General features: G+C 64.7%; 17 protein-coding genes. 11 read left to right on the top strand and 6 right to left on the bottom strand.

Going from position 1 to position 20347, the window contains the following annotated elements:
- Window positions 1–21 precede the first annotated feature (21 nt).
- The 4 genes from FRC96_RS05080 to rplU form a co-directional block, all read right to left on the bottom strand.
- The gene (locus FRC96_RS05080) at window positions 22–225 is read right to left on the bottom strand and encodes a hypothetical protein (protein ID WP_146973400.1); all 204 of its coding nucleotides are present in this window, start codon (window positions 223–225) and stop codon (window positions 22–24) included.
- Entirely contained in the window at window positions 222–1271 is a 1050-nt protein-coding gene (gene obgE, locus FRC96_RS05075; protein WP_146973399.1) for a GTPase ObgE, read from the bottom strand. The genes FRC96_RS05080 and obgE overlap by 4 nt, the downstream gene beginning before the upstream one ends.
- Before the next feature lie 111 nt (window positions 1272–1382).
- Window positions 1383–1655, bottom strand: coding sequence for a 50S ribosomal protein L27 (rpmA, locus tag FRC96_RS05070; RefSeq protein ID WP_115607987.1), 273 nt, complete (start codon window positions 1653–1655; stop codon window positions 1383–1385).
- Between the two features lie 59 nt (window positions 1656–1714).
- Window positions 1715–2035, bottom strand: a complete 321-nt coding sequence (rplU, locus tag FRC96_RS05065; protein WP_115607989.1) for a 50S ribosomal protein L21 — start codon at window positions 2033–2035, stop codon at window positions 1715–1717.
- A 383-nt stretch (window positions 2036–2418) separates the two neighbouring features.
- Here rplU and FRC96_RS05060 point away from each other — a divergent pair, with 383 nt between their 5' ends.
- The 8 genes from FRC96_RS05060 (at window position 2419) to FRC96_RS05025 (ending at window position 11363) form a co-directional block, all read left to right on the top strand.
- Entirely contained in the window at window positions 2419–3141 is a 723-nt protein-coding gene (locus FRC96_RS05060; protein ID WP_146973397.1) for a TrmH family RNA methyltransferase, read from the top strand.
- Between the two features lie 190 nt (window positions 3142–3331).
- Complete coding sequence (locus tag FRC96_RS05055; protein WP_146973395.1) at window positions 3332–6820, top strand: beta-ketoacyl synthase N-terminal-like domain-containing protein; 3489 nt, start codon at window positions 3332–3334, stop codon at window positions 6818–6820.
- Between the two features lie 3 nt (window positions 6821–6823).
- Window positions 6824–7576: a 3-oxoacyl-ACP reductase FabG gene (fabG, locus tag FRC96_RS05050; RefSeq protein WP_146973393.1), complete on the top strand. Its 753-nt coding sequence runs from the start codon at window positions 6824–6826 to the stop codon at window positions 7574–7576.
- Between the two features lie 136 nt (window positions 7577–7712).
- Window positions 7713–8522: an SDR family oxidoreductase gene (locus tag FRC96_RS05045; protein WP_230469897.1), complete on the top strand. Its 810-nt coding sequence runs from the start codon at window positions 7713–7715 to the stop codon at window positions 8520–8522.
- Window positions 8523–8595: 73 nt separating this feature from the next.
- Window positions 8596–8838 (top strand): phosphopantetheine-binding protein, encoded by a 243-nt coding sequence (locus tag FRC96_RS05040; RefSeq protein WP_146973390.1) that lies wholly within the window; start codon window positions 8596–8598, stop codon window positions 8836–8838.
- Between the two features lie 99 nt (window positions 8839–8937).
- Window positions 8938–10212, top strand: coding sequence for an aminotransferase class I/II-fold pyridoxal phosphate-dependent enzyme (locus tag FRC96_RS05035; protein WP_146973388.1), 1275 nt, complete (start codon window positions 8938–8940; stop codon window positions 10210–10212).
- 97 nt (window positions 10213–10309) lie between these two features.
- Complete coding sequence (locus FRC96_RS05030) at window positions 10310–10867, top strand: 3-hydroxyacyl-ACP dehydratase FabZ family protein (protein WP_230469896.1); 558 nt, start codon at window positions 10310–10312, stop codon at window positions 10865–10867.
- A gap of 286 nt (window positions 10868–11153) precedes the next feature.
- Window positions 11154–11363 (top strand): TIGR02450 family Trp-rich protein, encoded by a 210-nt coding sequence (locus FRC96_RS05025; RefSeq protein ID WP_146973384.1) that lies wholly within the window; start codon window positions 11154–11156, stop codon window positions 11361–11363.
- Between the two features lie 10 nt (window positions 11364–11373).
- Here the strand turns inward: FRC96_RS05025 and dbpA are convergent, their stop codons facing one another.
- Complete coding sequence (gene dbpA / locus FRC96_RS05020; protein ID WP_146973383.1) at window positions 11374–12786, bottom strand: ATP-dependent RNA helicase DbpA; 1413 nt, start codon at window positions 12784–12786, stop codon at window positions 11374–11376.
- Between the two features lie 644 nt (window positions 12787–13430).
- Between dbpA and FRC96_RS05015 the strand changes: the two genes are divergently transcribed.
- The 3 genes from FRC96_RS05015 (at window position 13431) to FRC96_RS05005 (ending at window position 18513) form a co-directional block, all read left to right on the top strand.
- A complete protein-coding gene (locus FRC96_RS05015; RefSeq protein WP_146973381.1) occupies window positions 13431–15815 on the top strand; it encodes a hypothetical protein in 2385 nt (794 codons plus the stop codon).
- A gap of 194 nt (window positions 15816–16009) precedes the next feature.
- Window positions 16010–17365 (top strand): serpin family protein, encoded by a 1356-nt coding sequence (locus FRC96_RS05010; RefSeq protein ID WP_146973380.1) that lies wholly within the window; start codon window positions 16010–16012, stop codon window positions 17363–17365.
- Window positions 17366–17610: 245 nt separating this feature from the next.
- Window positions 17611–18513, top strand: coding sequence for a hypothetical protein (locus FRC96_RS05005; RefSeq protein ID WP_146973378.1), 903 nt, complete (start codon window positions 17611–17613; stop codon window positions 18511–18513).
- 27 nt (window positions 18514–18540) lie between these two features.
- Here the strand turns inward: FRC96_RS05005 and FRC96_RS05000 are convergent, their stop codons facing one another.
- The gene (locus FRC96_RS05000; RefSeq protein WP_146973376.1) at window positions 18541–20268 is read right to left on the bottom strand and encodes a sensor histidine kinase; all 1728 of its coding nucleotides are present in this window, start codon (window positions 20266–20268) and stop codon (window positions 18541–18543) included.
- Between the last annotated feature and the right edge of the window lie 79 nt (window positions 20269–20347).

Raw genomic sequence — 20347 nt, 5'->3', positions numbered from 1 at the left:
ATCGGCGCGAGGCATCTTTCTTCAGGCGTCCTCGGCGGGCGTTTGCGAGGGTGCCTCGGCGCTTGAGGCAGCTCCTTTGCGGCGCGCCTCCATCGCCTTTCGGCGCTTGAGGCGTTTGCGTCGCTCCTGCGCCTCAAGCTCGGCGGAGCGCCGCCCCAGAAAGAAGCCCGCCAGCATGCCGACGGCGATCATCACCGGGATGTAGAAGATGTGCGCGGTGGTCATCGTTCCCAGTGCTCCAGCTCTTCGCCAAAGTCGCCCTGGGCGATGGCCTCACCCAGGCGATCTTTGAGCTCGTCGAGGTTGATGGCCGCCGCCGCCGAGATGGCGATGAAGGGGAGCCCGAGCTCGTCTTCAAAGTGGGCGCGAAGCTCCTCCTCGCGCTCAGCCACGTAGGGAAGATCGATCTTGTTGAGCACGACCATTTGCGGGCGCTCCAGAAGCTCCGGGTTGAACTTCTTAAGCTCGCCCACGATCACTTCGTAGTCGCCGATGGGATCGCGCCCGTCGGGCTGATCTTCGAGCTGCGGGGTGACCTCCAGGACGTGCACCAGGAGGTTGGTGCGCTCGACGTGGCGCAAAAACTGGATGCCCAGGCCCTGGCCGCTGTGCGCGCCCTCGATAAGCCCGGGGATGTCGGCGACGACGAACTCGCGCAGGTTCTTCCACTTCACCACGCCCAGGTTGGGCACGATGGTGGTGAAGGGGTAATCGGCGATCTTGGGGCGGGCCGACGAGATCACCGAGATGATCGTGGACTTGCCCACCGAGGGAAAGCCCACAAGCCCGATGTCGGCGATCAGCTTGAGCTCCAGACGCAGCAGGCGCTCTTCTCCGGCAAAACCCGGGGTGTGGCGGCGCGGGGCGCGGTTGGTGCTGGTGGCAAAGCGGGCGTTGCCCTGGCCCCCGTCGCCCCCTTTTGCCACCACAAACTCCTCGCCGTCCTCCATCAGGTCGGCCAGGAGCTCGCCGGTCTTCGCGTCGTGGATGAGCGTGCCGACGGGGACTTCGATCCAGGCGTCCTCGCCATTGCGGCCGGTCTTGTTATCGCCGCCGCCGGGGCGGCCGTCTTCGGCGCGCACGGTGCGGCGGTGGCGGTAGTCGGCCAGGGTGTTGGCGTTATGCGTGGCGCGCACGATCACCGAGCCCCCGCGGCCGCCGTCGCCGCCGGCGGGGCCGCCACGCGGAACAAACTTTTCGCGGCGGAACGCCAGGGCGCCGTCGCCCCCGCGTCCGGCGCGGACTTCGACCTTTGCTTCATCGACGAACATGCGTCTTCCCGTGCAAGAGTTGCCAGAGTGCTAAAATCAAAACGCCCCCGGCATCCCGGCGATGCCAGGCGGTCGGGGGCGCTTCAAAGAGCTTCCGAGATGGAGCCGGCCTTATTCGGCAGCGGCTTCATCGATCGGGTAGACCGAGACGAACTTGCGCTTGCCGGCGCGGGTCTCGAACTTCACCACGCCGTCGGCGGTGGCGAAGAGGGTGTAGTCGCGGCCCAGCGCGACGTTGCGCCCCGGGTGGAACTTCGTGCCCAGCTGGCGCACGATGATGTTGCCGGCGATGACCTGCTCACCACCGAACTTCTTAACGCCGCGCCGTTGCGCGTTGGAGTCGCGACCGTTACGCGAACTACCTTGACCTTTTTTATGAGCCATGACGAACTCCTTTTAAGCCTTGAAGGGCCGGGGGATTAGGGGCGCCTTAAGAGGCAACCTCAGCCGGCGTTGACTTCTTTGATCTTGATGCGAGTGAAAGGCTGACGATGCCCGCGCTTGACGCGGTAGCCTTTACGACGCTTCTTCTTGAAGATGATGACTTTGCGGGCGCGGCCTTCGCCGACGACCACCGAAGCCACCACCGAGGCGCCTTCAACCAGGGGGGCGCCGATGGTGATATCGTCGCCTTCGCCCACGGCCAGAACTTCGTCAAAGGTGATCGTGCCGCCCTTTTCGGCGTCGGCGATCTTTTCGATGTTGAATTCGTCGCCCGGCTTGACGCGGTACTGCTTACCGCCCGTACGGATCACAGCGTGCATGATTCGCTCCTGCATGGTGTATTTTTTTCAATGGAGGCCCGCTGAAGTCCACTCATGGGCATTCATGCGCGATAGACGGGCGGCTCCTGATGGCATTCTCTTCGTCGTTACAGCGTGGAGCACCTGGTGAAGCGATAAGGTTGGTCAGGCGCGCCGATGTGCGAGCCCATCAAAAAATGGGGACGCAGAGGGACTGCAAGGCATACACATGCGCACAGGGCGCGTCAAGTCCACACCACGATCCGGGCCGAAAAGCCGCCTCGGGCGATCGCGGTGCCGAGGTTTGGCAGGGGGCACACCCTGATCTAAGGTGCCGCCGGCGGGCGTTGGGCCCCACTCACGTGCAATGAGAAGGCGGCAAGGTTAAAGCGGCGAGGCGAGCAGTGTTTGCGTATTCGGATCCGATCGAGGTGGGGCGTTTGTTGGGGATGGAGGAGGAACTCACCATGAGCGCCGCCGAGGTGGTGGCGCTCTTGGAGGGGCATATCTCCGAGCGCCGCCGCGATCGCATCGATGAGGTGGTGGCATCGCGCTGCAAGTCGATCGTGCCGGTGCTCGACGGCATCTTTGATACGGGCAACATCGCCGCGGTGCTGCGCACCGCCGAGGGGCTGGGAGCGATGAGCGCGCATATGATCGACACCCAGCCGGTCAAGAAGGTCTCGGCGCGGGTGACCCAGGGGGCCGATAAGTGGGTAGATATGACGACCTGGACCGATCCGGGGGCGTGTGTGAGCGCGCTCCAGGGGCAGGGCTACCAGGTGGTGGCCACGCATCTGGAGGCGGCGGTGCCGCTGGAGACGATCGATTTTACGCGGCCGACGGCGATTGTTCTTGGAAACGAGCGTGACGGGGTCTGCGAGGAGGTCGCGCAGGCGGCGGACTACCGCTGCATCATCCCGATGCGCGGCTTTGTGCAGAGCTTCAACATCTCGGTGGCCGGGGCGCTGTCGATGTATGAGGCGATGCGCCAGCGTCAGGAGAAGTTGGGGAGGGTGGGGGACTTAAGCGAAGAGGAGCAGCGCATCCTCAAGGCCGTGTATTACCTGCGAGCGGTCAATCAGGGGGACCGTCTGGTGAAGCGCCTGCTGGCCGCCGGCGCCTGAGTCCAGCGCCTGAATCCCGTCGCGTGATCGTGTAAGTGAAGGGATTATAAGGCTTTCCGACCGGTCGGTCGGTCTTTTTCTTTCCTTGAAAGCAGGGGGACTCTTTCGCTAAAGGGGGGCGCTTGCCCGAGGGCGTCCCCCCAACGGGGGCGAGTGCGGGGTTGCGTGGATGCAGGGTGTTGAGGAGTAGATGGTGGTGAGTCGAGACGACAAGAAGACGCTGGTCGAGATGTTGCGCTGGCGCGCGGCAAACGAAGGCGACGCGACGGCGTATATCTTTCTGGACGACGGGGAGAAGGAGGGCGCGCGGCTGACCTTTGGGGAGCTGGACCGCCGCGCCCGCGCCATCGCCGCGCGACTTCAAGAGACCACCGAGCCCGGGGAGCGAGCGCTGATCCTTTATCCGCCCTCGCTCGATTATATCGCCTCGTTTTTTGGCTGCCTTTATGCCGGGGTGATCGCGGTGCCGGCCTATCCGCCGGATCCCTCGCGCTTGCAGCGCACGCTGCCGCGCCTGCAGGCGATCGTCGATGACGCCCGCGCCACCGTGGCGCTGACTACGGAGATGATCGCGCAGATGGCCGACTTCCTGGCGATGCAGTCGCCGGGGCTGGGCTCGCTGAGCTGGATCGCCACCGACGTGATCGAGGCCGATGAGGCCGCGCTCAACGCCTGGCAAGAGCCGCAGATCGATGGGGAGTCGCTGGCCTTCTTGCAGTACACCTCCGGCTCCACCGGCAACCCCAAAGGGGTGATGCTTGATCATCGGACGCTCTTGAAGAATGAAGCGTTGATCGAGCTGGGCTACCGCGCTCAACCCGACGACGTGATCGTCAGCTGGCTTCCGCTTTACCATGATATGGGGCTGATTGGCGGGGTGCTGCTGCCGGTGTTCAACGGCTGCTCCAGCGTGCTGATGTCGCCGCTGGACTTTTTGAAGAAGCCGCAGCGCTGGCTGGAGGCGTTTTCGACCTATAAGGGGACGCTCTCGGCGGCGCCGAACTTCGCGTTTGACCTCTGCGCGCGTCGCGTGCCCGAGGATGTGCGCGACCGGCTGGATCTGTCGAGCTGGGAGGTTGCGTGCAACGGGGCGGAGCCTGTGCGGATGGCCACCCAGGCGCGCTTTGCCGAATACTTTGCGCCTGCGGGCTTTCGGCCCGGGGCGTTCTCCCCATCGTACGGGTTGGCCGAGGTGGGGCTTCTGGTCTCGACGCCGGAGCGGATGGTCGAGCCGGTGGCGCTGGAGGTTGAGGGGGCGATGTGGCCGAGCTGCGGCCAGCCGGTGGGCGACTTCGAGGTGCGCATCGTCGATCCCGATACCCTTAAGGTCTGTGGCGATGGCGAGGTTGGCGAGATCTGGCTGGCGGGCGGCAGCGTGGCCCGGGGATACTGGGAGCGCCCGGAGGTGAACCGGGAGATCTTTGGCGCGCGGCTCGACGGCAGCGATCAGACCTTCCTGCGCACCGGCGATCTGGGTGCGCTGGTAGGCGAAGAGCTTGTGGTGACGGGGCGTCTCAAAGATCTGATCGTGATCCGCGGCGCAAATCATTACCCCCAGGACCTGGAGGCGACCGTCGAGGGAGTGGACGCGGCGCTTCGCCCCGGCTGTGGCGCGGCCTTTGCGTGGACGGTCGAGGGTGAAGAGCGCCTGGTGGTGGTGCATGAGGTCGATAAAGACGCCGCTGAGCGCGCACCGGAGCTCATTGAGGCGGTGCGCGCGGCGCTTGTGGCCACCCATGAGGTCAACCCCTTTGATGTGGTGCTGATCAAGGCGCGCAGCATCGAGAAGACCTCCAGCGGCAAGATTCAGCGGCGCGCCACGCGCAACGCCTATGAGGCCGGAGAGCTGGAGGTGGTGGCGTCGGCCCGCACCTCCGAAGGCGTGAGTTCGACCGCCACAGCGGCAGATCGTGACGACGCTGCTCCTGAGCTTGTCGGTGTGCAAGGTCTTGAAAAGATTGGTGATTCCAGGGTTTCGCGTGCGGTCGGTGAGGTTTCGCGCTGGCTTCGCCGGCGAGTCGCCGAAGAGGCCGGTGTCTCGGAGGTGGCTGTGAGCCTGCGCTCGCCATTTGCCAACTACGGCCTGGGCTCGGCCGAGGCGGTGGGGCTTGTCGGAGAGCTCGAAGAGGCGTTCGGGGTGAGCCTTGCGGCGACCACACTTTATGACTTTCCGACGATTGCGCAGCTTGCGCGGCACGTGGAGATGTTGCGCGCGGACGCGAGCGCCACTCCTGCCGCCACACCGACCTCGCAGCCTGCGCGTCGCGCCGCTGCCACGCCGCAGGAGGGCGCGGTGGCCATCGTGGGGATGGCGTGTCGCTTCCCCGGCGCCGAGGGCGTGGAGGCGTTCTGGCAACTTCTCAGTGAGGGCAAGAGCGGTATCAGCGAAGTTCCCGCCTGGCGCTGGAAGAAAGACGATTATCTGGAGCCCACCGCGCGCGGCTTCGACGTGATGGTCACGCCGCGGGCGGGTTTTGTCGAAGGCATCGAGGCGTTTGACGCCTCCTTCTTCGGCATCTCGCCGCGGGAGGCGCGGGCGATGGACCCGCAGCAGCGCCTGGTGATGGAGGTGGCCTGGCACGCGCTGGAAGATGCTGGATTTGATGGCGAGGCGCTGGCGGGAAGTCGCACCGGGGTCTTTATCGGGCAGAGCGGCAGCGACTTTGCGCGCCTCTATCAGGGCGCGGCGGTGCGGGCCGGTACGGGGCTCTCGGCCAGCATCACGGCCAACCGTCTCTCCTACGCCTGGGACTTGCGGGGACCGAGCCAGACGGTGGACACCGCGTGTTCGTCGAGCCTGGTAGCCCTGGATCAAGCGGTGCTCAACCTGCGCGCCGGCCGCTGCGATCAGGCGGTGGTGGGCGGGGTCAACGCGATCTTTGATCCGCAGGTGTCGGTGGCCTTCTCGCAGGCCGGGATGCTCTCACCAGACGGGCTTTGCAAGACCTTTGACGCCGGGGCCAACGGCTATGTGCGCGGCGAAGGCTGTGGGGTTGTGGTGCTCAAGCGCCTGGAGGATGCGCTGGCGGCCGGCGACGCGATCTGGGCGGTGGTGCGCGGGGTGGCGGTCAATCAGGACGGCCAGACCAACGGTCTGACCGCGCCCAACGGCCACGCCCAGCAGGCGGTGATCCGTGAGGCCTGGCAGGACGCCGGCGTCGATCCGCAGCGTGCGGGTTATGTGGAGGCGCACGGCACCGGCACCGAGCTCGGCGATGCGATTGAGGCCCGGAGCCTGCAGACGGTCTTCGGGGCCGGGCGTTCGACTCAGGCGCCAACGATCGCGCTGGGCTCGGTCAAGACCAACGTCGGCCACCTTGAGGCCGCCGCCGGGATGGCGGGTCTTATGAAGAGCGCGCTGATGCTCTCGCAGAAGACGATCGCCCCGCACCTGAACTTTGAGCGCGCGAACCCGGCCTGCGAGCTCGAAGGCAGCACGCTGGAGGTCGTGACTGAGGCTCGCCAGTGGGAGTTGGCTGAGGAGCAGACCCGTCTTTCGGGCTTAAGTGGATTTGGCTTCGGCGGCACCAACGTACACGTGGTGCTGGAGGAGGCGCCGGTCTCGGCGGCACGTGCCGATGTTGCGCAGCCGGCGTTGAGCGCGTATGAGCGCCGTCGTTTCTGGCCTAACGCCGACCAGATGTTGGACCGGCTGGCCGATCTTAAGGATGAGGAGTGAGCGATGAGTGAGACGTCGCAACGGGCGCTGATCACCGGCGGAACCCGCGGGCTGGGGCTGGCGATTGCGCGTCGGCTGGCCGCCGAGGGGTGGTCGCTGGCGCTGACCTACCGCAGCAACGAGGAGGCCGCCGAGGCCGCGCGCGCCGAGCTGGAGGCCATTGAGGGCGCCGGCCCTATCGTCATTCGTAAGCTCGATGTGCGGGTCAGCGGGGAGGTCGAAGACGCGCTCTACGACATCATCGACGCCCTCGACGGGCTCGACGTGGTGGTGAACAACGCCGGGGTGATGCGCAACCAGGCCGCCGCCATGATGAGTGATGAGGCCTGGACCGAGGTCATCGACACCAACTTAAGCGGCAGCTTTTATGTGGCGCGCGCCGCCCTGATGCACTTTATGGGGCAGCGCTACGGTCGCATCGTCACCATCTCCTCGGTGGCGCAGGAGGGCGCCAGCGGGCAGGCCAACTACGCAGCGAGTAAGGCAGGGCTTGTGGCGCTGACCAAAAGTCTCGCGAAGGAGTACGGGCCGCGGGGCATCACCGCCAACGTGGTGGTGCCGGGCCTGCTGGAGACGGAGATGACCGAGGATCTGGACGCGCGCGTCGGCGAACACTGGCAGCAGCATTGCCCCGTGGGTCGTACCGGCTCACCGGCCGAGGTGGCGGAAGCGGTGTGGTTTTTGAGTCGGCGCGAAGCGGGCTTTATCAACGGCGCGGTGCTGCATGTCAGCGGCGGGCTGGACGTCGCGCCTTGAGGCCAGATGCCGCCGAAGCGGTGGCGTGCCGAATGGCTGAACGCGTTTAGCGTCACTGTGGGTTGGCATCGTACTTCGTTGAACGTGTTTTATGAGGCAGCAAACGACGCCTGCGGGCGTCGAGGGAGCAGTCTGGATGTACCCGATTGAGTTGAAAGAGAAGGTCGCCCTGATCACCGGCGGCACCCGTGGCATCGGCCTCGGGAGTGCGCTGGCGTTGGGACAGGCAGGCGTACGCTGCGTGCTGACCTACCGCTGGGGCTCGGCCGACGAGTCCGAGCTTCTGGCGAAGTTCGACGCTCTTGGCGCGCCTCGCCCCATGCTGGTGGCCGCCGATGTGGCCAACGATGAGGACATCGCGGCGCTGATGGACGCCATCGCCGCAGAGCACGAGGGGGTCGACATCTTCATCAGCAACGTGGCCTTTGCCGCGCGCACCCCGAGCTTGAGCGACTACAAAAAGCGCTCTTTTTACAAGAGCCTCGACTACAGCACCTGGCCGCTGGTGAGCCACGTGCAGGCGATCTTCGAGCGCTTTGGGCGCTACCCTGGACACGTGTTGGCCATCTCCAGCGACGGGGCCGACCGCTCGTATCCGGCGTATGATTTTGTGGCCGCCTCCAAGAGTGTGCTGGAGGTCTTTGCGCGCTATATGGGCTCGCATCTGGGGGAGTACGGAACAAAGGTCAACGTGCTGCGTTTCGGCATGGTCGCCACCGAGAGCTTTGAGGCGATGTTCGGCGAGTCCTTCTGGGAGTTTCTGCGCGGGGAGGGGATTGCACGGGAGGACTTGCTCAGCCCCGAAGAGTGCGGGAAGGCGGTGCTGGCGATGTGCAGCGGACTTTTTGACGCGATGCAGAGTCAGGTCATCACGCTCGACCGCGGCATGGCCTTTGAAGATAACCTGATGCGCCGATTTGAGCGCTGGAAGGGCGCGCAGGGCTGAAAGTTGTTTCACGACGTTCGCGCCTAACGTGTTGATTTTAAAGACGGTTTGACGAGCATATAAAGGAGCAGTCATGACGAAAGAAGAGATCATCGAGATCATCAAAAAGCACCTGAAAGATAACCTGGACGACATCGACATTGATACCGTGTCGGCGGACAGCTCGATGCGCGACTACGGCGCCAACAGCCTGGACATGATCGAGGTGGTCAGCGCGACGATGCGCGAGCTGAAGATTCGCGTGCCCCGCTCGGAGCTGGCCGACGTGCAGACGATCGACGCGCTGGCGGCGAAGTTTCTGGAGCACGTGGAGTAAGTGAACGATCGCGCTCGGAGGACCGAGGCGTTTTTTTGAAGTGGCGCCCTCTTAGGCGCGCAAAGTCGCGCGCCCTTTGAGGGTGCGGCGGGAGCTCGTATGAAGCCTGAAGACGTATTGAAGTTTAGCCTGGCCGATTTTACCTACAACGACAGCGATGGGGTGCTGAATCCTCCCGAGGATTTTAATGCCTGGATTCAAGATCCGCGCGTCGCCACGGCCATGAGCTTCTTTGAGCAGCCGCTGCACAACTCCCCCAAACCCCGTACGGAGCTCAGCGGCGGGCATCTGGGTAAGCGTCGGCCGGTGATCAACCTGACGTCCTACAATTACCTGGGGCTCTCGACGCATCCGGAGGTGGTGCAGGCCGCCGCCCAGGCGTTGATGCATTACGGCGTGGGCGCCTCCGGCGCGGCGATGCTCTCGGGCACCTTTGATCAGCATGTGCTCCTGGCTCAGGAGCTCGCTGCGTTCAAAGGTCAGGACGCCTGCATGCTCTTCTCGAGCGGTTACGGCGGGAACCTGGGCGCGATCCAGGGGTTGTTGCAGAAGGGCGACGTGCTGGTGGTCGACAGCAAATGCCACCGCAGCGTGGTCGACGGCGCGACGCTCTCGGGGGCGAAGATGGTGAGCTTTGCGCATAACGACGCCGCCTCGCTCGATGAGACGCTGGCGCGCCACGCCGGCAAGCGCCGCATGGTGGTGGTCGAGGGCGTCTATTCGATGGACGGCGACGTGGCCAACCTGCCGGCGTTGCTCGATGTGTGCGACGCCCACGATGTGCCGCTTTATCTGGACGAGGCCCACTCCTCGCTGGTCTACGGTGAGACCGGGCGCGGGCTGGGTGAGCATTTTGGCGTCGAAGATCGCATCGGGGTGCATTTTGGCACTCTGAGCAAAGCCTTCGGCGGAGTGGGCGGCTTCGTGTGCGGGGAAGCCTCGATCATGCGTTATCTCAAGTGCTACGCGGCGTCGTTCCAGTTCTCGTGCGCGCTGCCGCCGGCGATCGTGGCCGCGATGCGCAAGAGCCTGGAGGTGGCCACGCGCGACAACACCCTGCGTGAGAAGCTCTGGGCCAACGTGCGCCACTTCCGCTCCAATTTGATCGCGATGGGGCTTGATATTGGCGAGTCCACCTCGCAGGTGATCCCGATCATCGTGGGCTCGTCGGGGGAGCAGCTCATTGAGCTTGCGATGGCGGCTCAGGAGCGAGGGCTCTACCTGCAGCCGATCGACTTTCCGGCGGTGGAGGCGCATAGCCGCCGCTTCCGCATCTCGGTCTCCGCGCAGCTGAGCGCGGCGGATATCGATGAGGCCTCTAACATCATCGAAGACGTGATCGCGCGACCCCTGGGGCTTGTGGGCGCGGCGTAAGGGTTCGGTGAGGTCACTCAGTTTGGCCCCCGGTGCACGGGGCGCTGGCGAGGTGTTCCCGGAGGCTGGCGCTTCAGGGGTTGAGAGAGAATCGATGATGAGCGATGCGACGATCGATCTGAGCGATGCGGGGATCTCCAAGACCTTGAGGCGTCTGCGTCGCCGCCCGCTTGTGGACCCGGCAGGGTGGCCTCTCGGAGTGGGGGGGGAGCTTGAGGGCCGCGCGCTGGTGGAAGAGCTTTTGCCGCAACGCGGCCCGATGCTGTTGGTCGACGAGCTGGTGGGCGTCGATCTCGAGCGGCGCGTTGTGCTCGGGCGGCGTCTGATTGGCGACGATCATGTGGGCTTACAGGGGCATTTCCCAAAACATCCGGTGCTGCCCGGGGTGTTGCTCATCGAGATGATGGGGCAGGTGGGGTTGTGTCTCTACACCTTACTCCTGCGTGAGGAGTTGGCCGAGGAGGCCGCCGAGCTGCAGGTGCGCGCCACAAAGATTCTCGGCGCGCATTTTGTGCGAGAGGTGCGGCCGGGCGACAGGGTGGACTTGCTCGTTCAGGCTGCGCGCTTCGACACGATGCTCGGCGAATGCGTGGCCCAGGCGCTGGTCGGCGGCGAGGTGGTGGGAGTGATGGCCGGCGAAGTCACCGTATTTTAATGTTTTAATGAGGGGGGGGCTTCGGAGGGGGCGGGCGGGGCGATCGTCGATCGGAGACGTCGCGATCTGAGGTGACCGTGGGTCGCATTGGGTCCGACCGGGGGACGGCGGAAGTCGTTGTGGGGAGCGGGTGATTGGCGCTTCAAACAGTTTGTTACATAACGGGTAGTCGCGCCAGACTCGGGGGAGGATTCAGCCAACTCGGAGGTTGTTGGGCCCTCGGCCGTGACGATGATGGAGAGGCCGTTGGCCACACCAACCCCTGTTGCACTCGAAGAGGACGCCGATGCCCCTTGCGCCGCATAACCCGTCGAAGTTGTTGGGGAGCCACTGGAGTCGCGTGAATCCCGAAGATCGAGGCAAGCACTGGGAGGTGGTGCGATATGATCGGCGCACGGGCGACGTGGTGCTGCGCGGCGTGCTCACTGGCGAGGAGGTGAGGATGCCCTGGCGCGACCTTCGGGATCGGGAGACGTGGTTGCCCGGGTGGGGGTAGGCGATGCGTTTTAGCGCTGCATAAAGGCGCGAAAGCGCCGCCCTTTGATCTGGCCGTCCTGAATCATTTGCAGCGCCTCGCGGGCGATGTCGCGTCGCAGGGCGACAAAGGCGATGTGGTTCTGGATGTGAATGTCGCCGATGGCGTCGGCCTCAAACCCGAAGTCGCGAGTCAGAGCGCCGACGATGTCGCCCGGGCGCAGCTTGTCTTTGCGTCCGCCTTTGATGGCCACGGTCATCATGTCGGCTGCAGGCGGCGGTGGAGTGGAGGGGGAGGGCGAGGAGGCTGCGATGGTGCGCGCGCCGGCAAGGTGGTCTTTGAAGTGGGGGAGTTTTCGGCTGTCTTCGGGGCCCACGAGCGTGATGGCCAGGCCTTGTTCGCCGGCGCGACCGGTGCGGCCGACGCGGTGCACAAAGGCTTCAGACTCGCGGGGGAGCTCATAGTTGATGACGGCGTCGAGGGCGTCGATGTCCAGCCCTCGCGCGGCCACGTTGGTGGCGACGAGGTGGCGCAGGCTGCCGTTGCTCAGGCGCAAGAGCGTGGTCTCGCGGTCGCGCTGCTCCATGCCCCCGTGCAGGGTTTCGGCGCTGTAGCCGGCCTGCTGCAGGCGTTCCACGACCGCCTCACAGGTGTCGCGCTGGTTGCAGAAGATCACCGAGGAGGCCGGGACGAAGTTCTCCAGCACGGCCTCCAGGGCGTCGAGGCGCTCGGTGGTGCCGAGCTCTACGACGACGTGATCGATGTCGGGAGCATCGGCCTGACCGACCACCGAGATCTGCCGGGCCTGATGCTGAAAGCGCTCGCTGAGCTCACGGATGGCCTGTGGAAAGGTCGCCGAAAACAAGAGCGTCTGGCGCTTTGACGGGCAGGCTTCGGCGATGGTCGCCACATCGTCGAGAAAGCCCATGTCGAGGAGGCGGTCGGCCTCATCGAAGACGAGCGTTTTGACGCGCGAGAGGTCGATGGTCTGGCGGTCCATATGGTCGAGAAGTCGGCCCGGGGTGGCCACGACCACGTCGACGCCGTGCTCCAGCGCGACGCGCTGACGGGAGAAGGGGGCGCCGCCGGTCACGGTGAGGATCTGGGTGTTGGGCAGCGCGCGGGCCAGGCGGCGCAGCTCGTCGGTGACCTGGCTCGCCAGTTCGCGCGTGGGACAGAGCACCAGAGCCTGCGGCAGAGGTTGGGCGGGGGTGACGCGGTGCAGGAGCGCCAGCCCGAAGGCCGCGGTCTTGCCGGTGCCCGTGCTCCCCAGACCCACGACGTCCTGAGCGCGCAGAGTCAGCGGCAGGGTGGCCGCCTGAATCGCGGTCATCTGCTGGTAGCCGAGCTGATCGAGGATCTCCAACCAGTGCTTTTCGATGGAGAGGCTGGAGAAGGGCGCAATGTCGGGCGCGGCGGAAGAGGTCGAGCGGGAGGTGCTCAAAGGATGGGTCCGGGGTGGAAGAGAAAAGAGGGCTAACCTGGGCGCACCATGAAGGTTTTGGCGAGCGGGGTCAAACGCAGCGGGGTGCGTGCGCGCTCAGACGTGTCGTTTTCGGGTTGGTGGAAGGTGGTGTGGATGGGTTGAGGAGAAGGTCGCAAACAGTTTGTTACACGAGGGGCAAAAAGAGGGGACTACGGGGCGAGTGTTGGGGGAAGTGGGATGGGCAAAGTCGTTGTGTAGAGCGGTTGATCGCGGCAATCAGGGGTGTGAGTATCATGCTGATTGCGTGAAAATTCGTCAGACGATGGATGAGTTCAAGTACCCGTGAACGTCGAGCAAAGTGACCGCGAGCAAAGTGACCGTGGGTCGGTGGAAGTCTTTGTGGCATGCGGGTGATCGTGGCATGAGGTGTTGGCGATATCTTCTCTTTGCATGTGTTTTGTCTTCATCCTTCACAACATGTTCAAGAACCTTTGAACGAGTGGGGTGTGTGACCGTGGGTCGGTGGAAGTCTTTGCAGACTGCGGCTCATCACGACACGAAGTGTTGCAATCGATTCCTTGGCGGGGAGTTTTTTCGTCTCTAGGATGAGGGCTGTTCAAGACCTTGTGAACGGGGATGTCGGACGACGTGGAGGAGGATGTATGCGTGCGTGGAAACGATGTGCGGTGAGGGTGGTGGTGCTGGTGTCTCTGGTGAGCGGGTGTGGAAGCGAGAGCACCGATGACGCGCGCCGAGGCCAGGGCGATGTCGGCGTCGAAGAGGATGTCTCAGGAGCGCCGGATGGCGGTGTGTCGGATGGCGGTGGAAATGACGCCGGCGGTGATGGGGGAGACGTTGACGCGAGCGGCAACGATCCGCAGCGCCCCGGTGGGCTTGTGGCCGAGGTGTGGTCGGAGGCGCCGCTGGCGATCGATGACGCCCGGCGCGATGCGGCGCGCCAGGCCTATCAGGCGCTCGATAAAGACACCCTGGCCGATGGCTTCGATCCGGACGCGTTTTATGAGGTCTTTAACGAGTTCGCGCTCACGCATTTCGGGCCGTTCAACCAGCCGCTGCTCGAAGTGCATACCGGTCAGACGGTGGACTTTCTGGCGAGCGGTGCCTGGCATTATGCCTCGCGCTCGTCGGCGACCGTCGCCTTTGAGACCACGCGCCCGGTCATCGGCTGGGTGGAGTGGGGCACCTCGCCAGAGGCATTAAACGCGCAAAGCGAGGCGTCCGAGCGCCCCACCTTTTTGCAGATCCACCATCTTCGGGAGCTGCCGACCGACACCACGATCTACTACCGCTGGGTGGGACGCGACGTCACCGGCGAAACGATCGCCTCGGTGGTGCATGAACTTCAGACGTCGGATCCGGCGCCGGCCGAAGATCTTATCGAGCTTCCCGGCACGCTTGAGGGCCCGCCCTACCGCCTTGATCAGAGCGGCGCGACCTACCTGCTCACCGAAGATTTGAGTGGTACGCAGAGCGCGGTGGTGCAGATCGTGGCCAGCGACATCACCCTCGATCTGGGCGGGCATACCATCACCTATGGTGAGGGGAGCATCCCTTCCACCGACGCCGGGCATGCCGAGCAGGCGGCCAGCGGCGTGTGGGCGCGCAGCAACGAGGTCAGCGGGCTGCGTGTGTTCAACGGGCGCATCATCGAGGGCGGTGTGGGTAACTCCGGCGCCTCGTCCAGCGGGGGGCTTCATGCCGTCTACCTCTCCGGGGTGAGCGATGTGGAACTCGCCGGGCTGGAGATCACCTACCAGGCCGCACAGATTCACGCCGTGCATCTTCGCTACCCCGAGGGGGAGGTGGAGGTTCACCACAACCGCTTTAAAGATCGGGGCTACGTGATCACCAACCGGCATGGCTCCGGCGGCGGGCGCCCGGTGCAGATCACGGACACCAGCCAGAACCACGCCCGGCCCAACGCCTACCGGCTCCACCGCAACCTGGTGCTTCGCACCCGGCAGAACGGGCTTCGCCAGGCCAACGCCATTACGGACAACGAGATCTACGTCGACAGCTGGTCGACGAACTCCTTTGCCATTCAGCCGCACTCGGCGCCTGATACGGTGGCCGGGGAGGTGCTGCGAAACAAGATCTTCATGAGCGGCTACCACTCTATCGCCGTGAGCTGGGCGCATCTGGATCTGGAGGTGGCCCGGAACCTGGTGCAGATGGAGGGCGTGAGCACCGAGAGTCGGCGCTACTTCGAGAGCTGGGGCGATATGGACTCGCTCAACGGCTTTCGCATCACCAACTACGGAGGCGGCGGTCAGGTGCGCCATAACCTGGCTTACCGCGACAACCTGATCGTGGGGCGCGCACGGAGCGGCGGCATCATGCGGGGCACCGAGCTCTTTAGCGACGCCACGATCACCGAGACCCACTGCGAGGGGAACCTCATCGACATTCGCGCGGTGGACGAGGTCACGCTCGACGCCGCCCCCGTCGTCACCCAGGGGGTGCACGATACCCGGCCCGACCATGAGCCGACGTATTACGTCGACAACCACCTGCGCTCGAATGTGGCGCTGGTGCGTTTTGGCGACTCCTACGGCCGGGGCAACCGCCACACCTTCATCAACCCGCGTTTTGAGAAGGTAGGCGACCACCCCGACTTTGCGACCTTCATCTTCGACGGGGGGTATGAGAGCTACGACCATCTGCTCATCGACCCGATCTTTGAAGGGGGCGCGGCCGTCGATGATGTGTGGTGGCGTCGCACCAGCAAGCGCAGCTATTACAGCGTGGCCTACACGCTGATCGTGGAAGGGGAGGCCGGCGCCACAGTGCAGATCGACGATGTCGGCGGGGAGCGTGTCTTTGAGGGGAGCCTTGATGAAGCAGGGCGGCTGGAGGTGCCCTTGATGCAGATGACGATTCGTCCGGCGGAGTGGGAGGAGGGCGCCGGCGGGGCGGTGGGGCAGGTGCGCGACCATCAGACGATCTTGCACACCCCCCACCGCGTGCAGGTCGGCGAGGAGGTGCGGGAGGTGGTGATGGATTCTCGTAAAAACATGACGTTCTGAGGAAGAACGTCTCAGAATTTTGAAACCGTCTTTGCGCAGGTTTAAGGTTTTTGATCGTAGAGGGGTTAAAATTCGCTTAAATTGCTTCGAGAGGCGCCCTTCGGGGCGCTTTTTGCGTTGTGGTACGGGCGTTGCAAACGTAAGGGCTGATACACGATGACGCGCCTGATGCGCCCTAACGATGAGGACTACGTATGCTTCGACATCTCCCCCGACACCTCCTGAGCGCCGCGCTGGTGATGAGCCTTGCGGCCTGCTCGCAAGTCGATGAACAGCCCAACACCGAGCCCGACCCGCAGGGGCCGGGCGATGTGGCGCGCAGTGAGCTCAACCGTATCATCGCCCCGGAGGTTGAGGCACCGGTTCAAGAACAGCTCGCTGCCGACAACCGCGACTTCGCGTTCAACCTCTTCGCTCAGCTGCGCGAAGATGGGGAGCCCGGTGAGAACATCTTTGTCTCGCCACACTCCATCTCGCTGGCGCTGGCGATGACCTACGGCGGGGCCGAGGCCAACACGAAGACCGAAATGGCCGAGGCGCTGCGCTTTACGCTCCCGGATGAGGAGCTTCACCCGGCGTTCAATCTGCTCGATCAGGAGCTGGCCAGCCGCTCGGAGTATGTGCCCTCTGAGGAGACCGGCGGGGAGCCCCTGGTGCTCAACGTGATCAACCAGACCTGGGGCCAGCAGGGCTTTTCGTTTGAGTCGGACTTCCTCGATCTGCTCGCGCTTCACTACGGCGCCGAGATGCGTCTCGTGGACTTTATGAGTGCTGCAGAGGCCATCCGTCTGGAGATCAACCAGTGGGTCGAAGATCAGACCAACGAGCGCATCAAAGACCTTCTGCCCGAGGGCGTTCTCAGCTCCGACACTCGCCTGGTGCTGGTCAACGCGATCTACTTTTACGGCAGCTGGTTGAACGCGTTTGACGAAGATCTGACCGAAGAGGCGCCCTTCACGCTGCTCGACGCAAGCCAGGTCAACGTGCCGATGATGCGTCAGGAGGCTGAGTTCGGCTTTTATGAGGATGAGAGCACGGTGGCTGCCTCGCTTCCCTATGTGGGCGATGAGGCGTCGATGATTCTGTGGATGCCCGCCGACGCCGAGGCCGACTTCGGGGCGTGGGAGCAGGCGATGACCCGCGAGGACTTTGATGCGATCGCGGCGGAAGTGCGCGGTGCGACCGATGGCGAAGTCTTCCTGCCGCGCTTTGAGAGCGAGGGCGACTACGCCCTGGTCGATACGTTTAAATCGCTGGGAATGGAGGATGCCTTCGACTTCTGCGCGGCGGACTTTGGTGGCATCACCGGCTCCGAGCCCTGCGTCACGGGGCAGTCGCTCTACATCTCGGAGATCCTGCATAAGAGCTTTGTGAGCGTCGATGAGGAGGGCACCGAGGCGGCTGCGGCCACGGCGGTGGTGATGGACACCGAGACCTCGGTGCCCGTCGATCCGCCGAGCGTGCGTTTTGATCGCCCCTTCTACTACGCGGTCTATGACCACGGCACCGAGACGATCCTCTTCATGGGGCGGATGCTCGATCCGAGCTGAGCGCTCGCGTCAGGTGAAGTTGGCTCCTCACAAGGGGGAGCCGGGTGTGTGAATAGCCCGCTGTGCTCCGGCGTCTGACCGGAGCACAGCGGGTTTTTGTTTGCGTGGGGGAGGGAGCGGCGCCGCTGGAGCGTGGATGATATGTGAGCGCGACCGGGCGGTACGCGCGTATCGGGAGGTGGTCTGTGGCAGAATCGTCGAAGGTGATGCGAGCACGGCAGCGGGTCGGAGTGTGGGGAGCGTTGATGCTGATGGCGTTGGTTCCGCAGACCTCGCAGGCGCAGCCCCCGGAGTGGTGCCAGGTGGTCGGTGAGGCATCGGGATGGATGGACCTGAGCTGTGGTGAGGCCCGGGTGATGGTCCAGAGCGGGCCGGCGCTGAGCGGGTCGGCGGCCCGCCAGTTTGCCTACGTGTCGGATCGCATTCGGGCGGAGATCGGCGGCGGGGTGAGCGGGGAGGATGTCCGCGCGCAGATCGGCGGGCAAGCTCAAGACGCGATCGCTTTTGTGGTGCGTGCGGATAAAACCAGTCTGCTGGGTTACCCGATGATCGATCCTGATGGCGAGGTGCGTCACCGTGGCCTCTCGGCGATGATAGAAACGCCCACCCACGGAAGGGTGAGGGCGAGCTGTGTGATGGAGGCGTCGTCGTTCGTGGCGAGGCGTTGTGAGGCGATTCTGGGTCGGCTGCGCGCTGAGGGGGTCGATGCTCCTCGTCGCGAGGGGGGCGGTGCGGGCGGCGCGTTGAGCGTGGGAGGTCAAGCGCTGAGGCTGAGTCCGGACTGTGATGTGGCCTCTACCACGCGGGTGGTCTGCGATGGCGGGGAGCTCAATTGGAGTCAGGGAGACACGTCCACAACGGCCAGCGCACAGCGCGAGGCGATTGAGGCGATGACGCGTCATAACGGGAAGGGAGGCATCCATAACCCGCACACCGAGCATGCCTGCACGCTTTTGGGGCAGCCGACGACCTGCCACGCGGTGGGGTGGAACGGGGTGACGCAGAGCGCGTCGTACTGGCTCTACTCGGCGCACGTGGAGCGTGGGGAGCGCTCGGTGCATCTCTCCTGCTGGTTTGATGCGCAGGAGGCGATGCCCACGCCATGTCGCGAGTTTTTTGGCCGGGTGCACCGGGATGCCGGGCGCTGAGAGTCCCGGCTAAATCCGGGGGGCGCGTCAGGCAGGGAGGGTCTCGGAGGGGGCGTCGCTCGGTGTGCTCTCCAGCGACGTCGCCATGCGCACTGAGACCCGGGTGCCCTCGCCGGGGGCGGAGCTGACCTGGATGTCACCGCCGAGAAGATCACAGAAATGGCGGGTGATCGTCAGGCCCAGTCCCGTGCCGCCGAACTGGCGGGTGGTGGAGGTGTCGGCCTGGGTGAAGGCGTCGAAGACCCGCTCGAGCTGCTCGGGGCTCATGCCGATGCCGGTGTCGCGGACCTCAAAGCGCATCTGATCGCTCGCCACGCAGCGGCGCGCGTGCAGGCTGATCTGGCCCTCGTGGGTGAACTTGCAGGCGTTGCTCAAGAGGTTGAAGAGCACCTGTCGGACTTTGGTGGCGTCGGAGCGCATCTGCCCGAGCTCGCCATCGATGTCGAGGAGCAATCGGTTGGCGTTTTTTTCGGCCAGGGGACGCACGGTGTCGCAGATCTCGTCGAGCAGCGTGCGGGTCTCAAAGGGCTCGACGTGGGTGGTCATCTTGCCGGCCTCGATCTTGGAGAGGTCGAGGATGTCGCTGATGATCATGAGCAGGTGCTTGCCGGCGGTGCGGATGCGGCGCAGGTCGGGCAGAAAGCCCTCCACGCGCTGCTGGGGGGCATCGTCGGGCTCCCGGCTCATCAGCTGGATCTCTTCCATGAGCATCTCGGAGTAGCCGATCACCGCGTTGAGCGGGGTGCGCAGCTCGTGGCTCATGTTGGCCAGGAAGGTGCTCTTGGCGAGGCTGGCCTCAATGGCCTCGTCGCGGGCCTGACGCAGCTGAAGGTCGGCCTCTTTGCGCTCGGTGATGTCGCGCATCACGAGCACCACCCCGTCGCGGGCGCTGCCCTCGAGGGCGCCGAAGGCGATCTCGGCCGGGAAGACGCGATCATCGGCGCTCAGCGCGCTGTGCTCTTCGGTGAGGCCGAAGGCGCCGGCGGCGCTCTCCAGAGCGCGGGCGGCATCGAGCGAGATGACCAGCTCGTCGATGGGTTTTCCCAGCAAGGCTTCGCGGTCTCGGCCCAGGATGCGGGCCGCGGCGTTGTTGGCGTTGAGTACGCGCCCCTCCAGGTCGAGGGTGAGGATGCCGTCGGGGGCCGTCTCAAGCACCGCCCGGGTCTCGGCGGCCGTAGCCCGCACGGTGTCGACAAGCCAGCCCTGAAGGTGGTCTTTGAGGAGGATGACGGCAAAGACCATCGAGCTCAGCCCGAGCACGCCCACAGCGCGGTGGGCCAGGTCCAGGCGAGGGTCGAGCTGGTAGGGGAAGGTGTGCCCGAAGAGCTCGGCGCCGATGAAGCCGCCCCAGGTCAAGAACGCCACGACCATCCAGACGATGGCGGTGCGGGCGTTAAAAAAGAGCAGCGAGTAGACCGGCATCAGCAGGAGCCAGTTGACCGGCGGGGCGTGCAGGCCCCCAAAAAGGGTGCTCAGCCCGGTGAAGAGGGCGTAGAGGGTAAAGATCAAAAAGTTGCCGGCGATGTTGAGGCTGCCGGTCCACTTCAGCAAAAACGGGGTGAGCGCGGAGGTCACAGTGGCTGCGGCCACCGCCCACATCGCCGCTGGCGAGCCGCCGACGTAGTAGAGCGTGCAGGCGACCGGACCCCAGCCCAGCAGCGCGAAGACCGACTGAACGGCGATGCGCGCCTGACGTCGTTGCAGGCCCTCAGCGGGAAAATGCGCAGGTACAAAATAGTCGACCAAACCGGCCATAAGAGCCCCCGTACAGCGGTCTCGACCGCGCTCACGTTCAGTGCATGAGGGTGAACGGGCCGAACTCCACGTCAAGATG

It is taken from the genome of Lujinxingia vulgaris, from assembly GCF_007997005.1.
Classification (GTDB): domain Bacteria; phylum Myxococcota_A; class Bradymonadia; order Bradymonadales; family Bradymonadaceae; genus Lujinxingia.
Note: the sequence above shows the minus strand (reverse complement) of the source record. Positions and strands in the feature narration are given on the sequence as shown.

What these genes read in the sequence shown, in the direction of transcription:
- FRC96_RS05080 (WP_146973400.1), bottom strand. Translation starts at nt 225, where the DNA reads ATGACCACCGCGCACATCTTCTACATCCCGGTGATGATCGCCGTCGGC.
- obgE (WP_146973399.1), bottom strand. Translation starts at nt 1,271, where the DNA reads ATGTTCGTCGATGAAGCAAAGGTCGAAGTCCGCGCCGGACGCGGGGGC.
- rpmA (WP_115607987.1), bottom strand. Translation starts at nt 1,655, where the DNA reads ATGGCTCATAAAAAAGGTCAAGGTAGTTCGCGTAACGGTCGCGACTCC.
- rplU (WP_115607989.1), bottom strand. Translation starts at nt 2,035, where the DNA reads ATGCACGCTGTGATCCGTACGGGCGGTAAGCAGTACCGCGTCAAGCCG.
- FRC96_RS05055 (WP_146973395.1), top strand. Translation starts at nt 3,332, where the DNA reads ATGGTGGTGAGTCGAGACGACAAGAAGACGCTGGTCGAGATGTTGCGC.
- fabG (WP_146973393.1), top strand. Translation starts at nt 6,824, where the DNA reads ATGAGTGAGACGTCGCAACGGGCGCTGATCACCGGCGGAACCCGCGGG.
- FRC96_RS05045 (WP_230469897.1), top strand. Translation starts at nt 7,713, where the DNA reads ATGTACCCGATTGAGTTGAAAGAGAAGGTCGCCCTGATCACCGGCGGC.
- FRC96_RS05040 (WP_146973390.1), top strand. Translation starts at nt 8,596, where the DNA reads ATGACGAAAGAAGAGATCATCGAGATCATCAAAAAGCACCTGAAAGAT.
- FRC96_RS05035 (WP_146973388.1), top strand. Translation starts at nt 8,938, where the DNA reads ATGAAGCCTGAAGACGTATTGAAGTTTAGCCTGGCCGATTTTACCTAC.
- FRC96_RS05030 (WP_230469896.1), top strand. Translation starts at nt 10,310, where the DNA reads ATGAGCGATGCGACGATCGATCTGAGCGATGCGGGGATCTCCAAGACC.
- FRC96_RS05025 (WP_146973384.1), top strand. Translation starts at nt 11,154, where the DNA reads ATGCCCCTTGCGCCGCATAACCCGTCGAAGTTGTTGGGGAGCCACTGG.
- FRC96_RS05015 (WP_146973381.1), top strand. Translation starts at nt 13,431, where the DNA reads ATGCGTGCGTGGAAACGATGTGCGGTGAGGGTGGTGGTGCTGGTGTCT.
- FRC96_RS05010 (WP_146973380.1), top strand. Translation starts at nt 16,010, where the DNA reads ATGCTTCGACATCTCCCCCGACACCTCCTGAGCGCCGCGCTGGTGATG.
- FRC96_RS05005 (WP_146973378.1), top strand. Translation starts at nt 17,611, where the DNA reads ATGCTGATGGCGTTGGTTCCGCAGACCTCGCAGGCGCAGCCCCCGGAG.
- FRC96_RS05000 (WP_146973376.1), bottom strand. Translation starts at nt 20,268, where the DNA reads ATGGCCGGTTTGGTCGACTATTTTGTACCTGCGCATTTTCCCGCTGAG.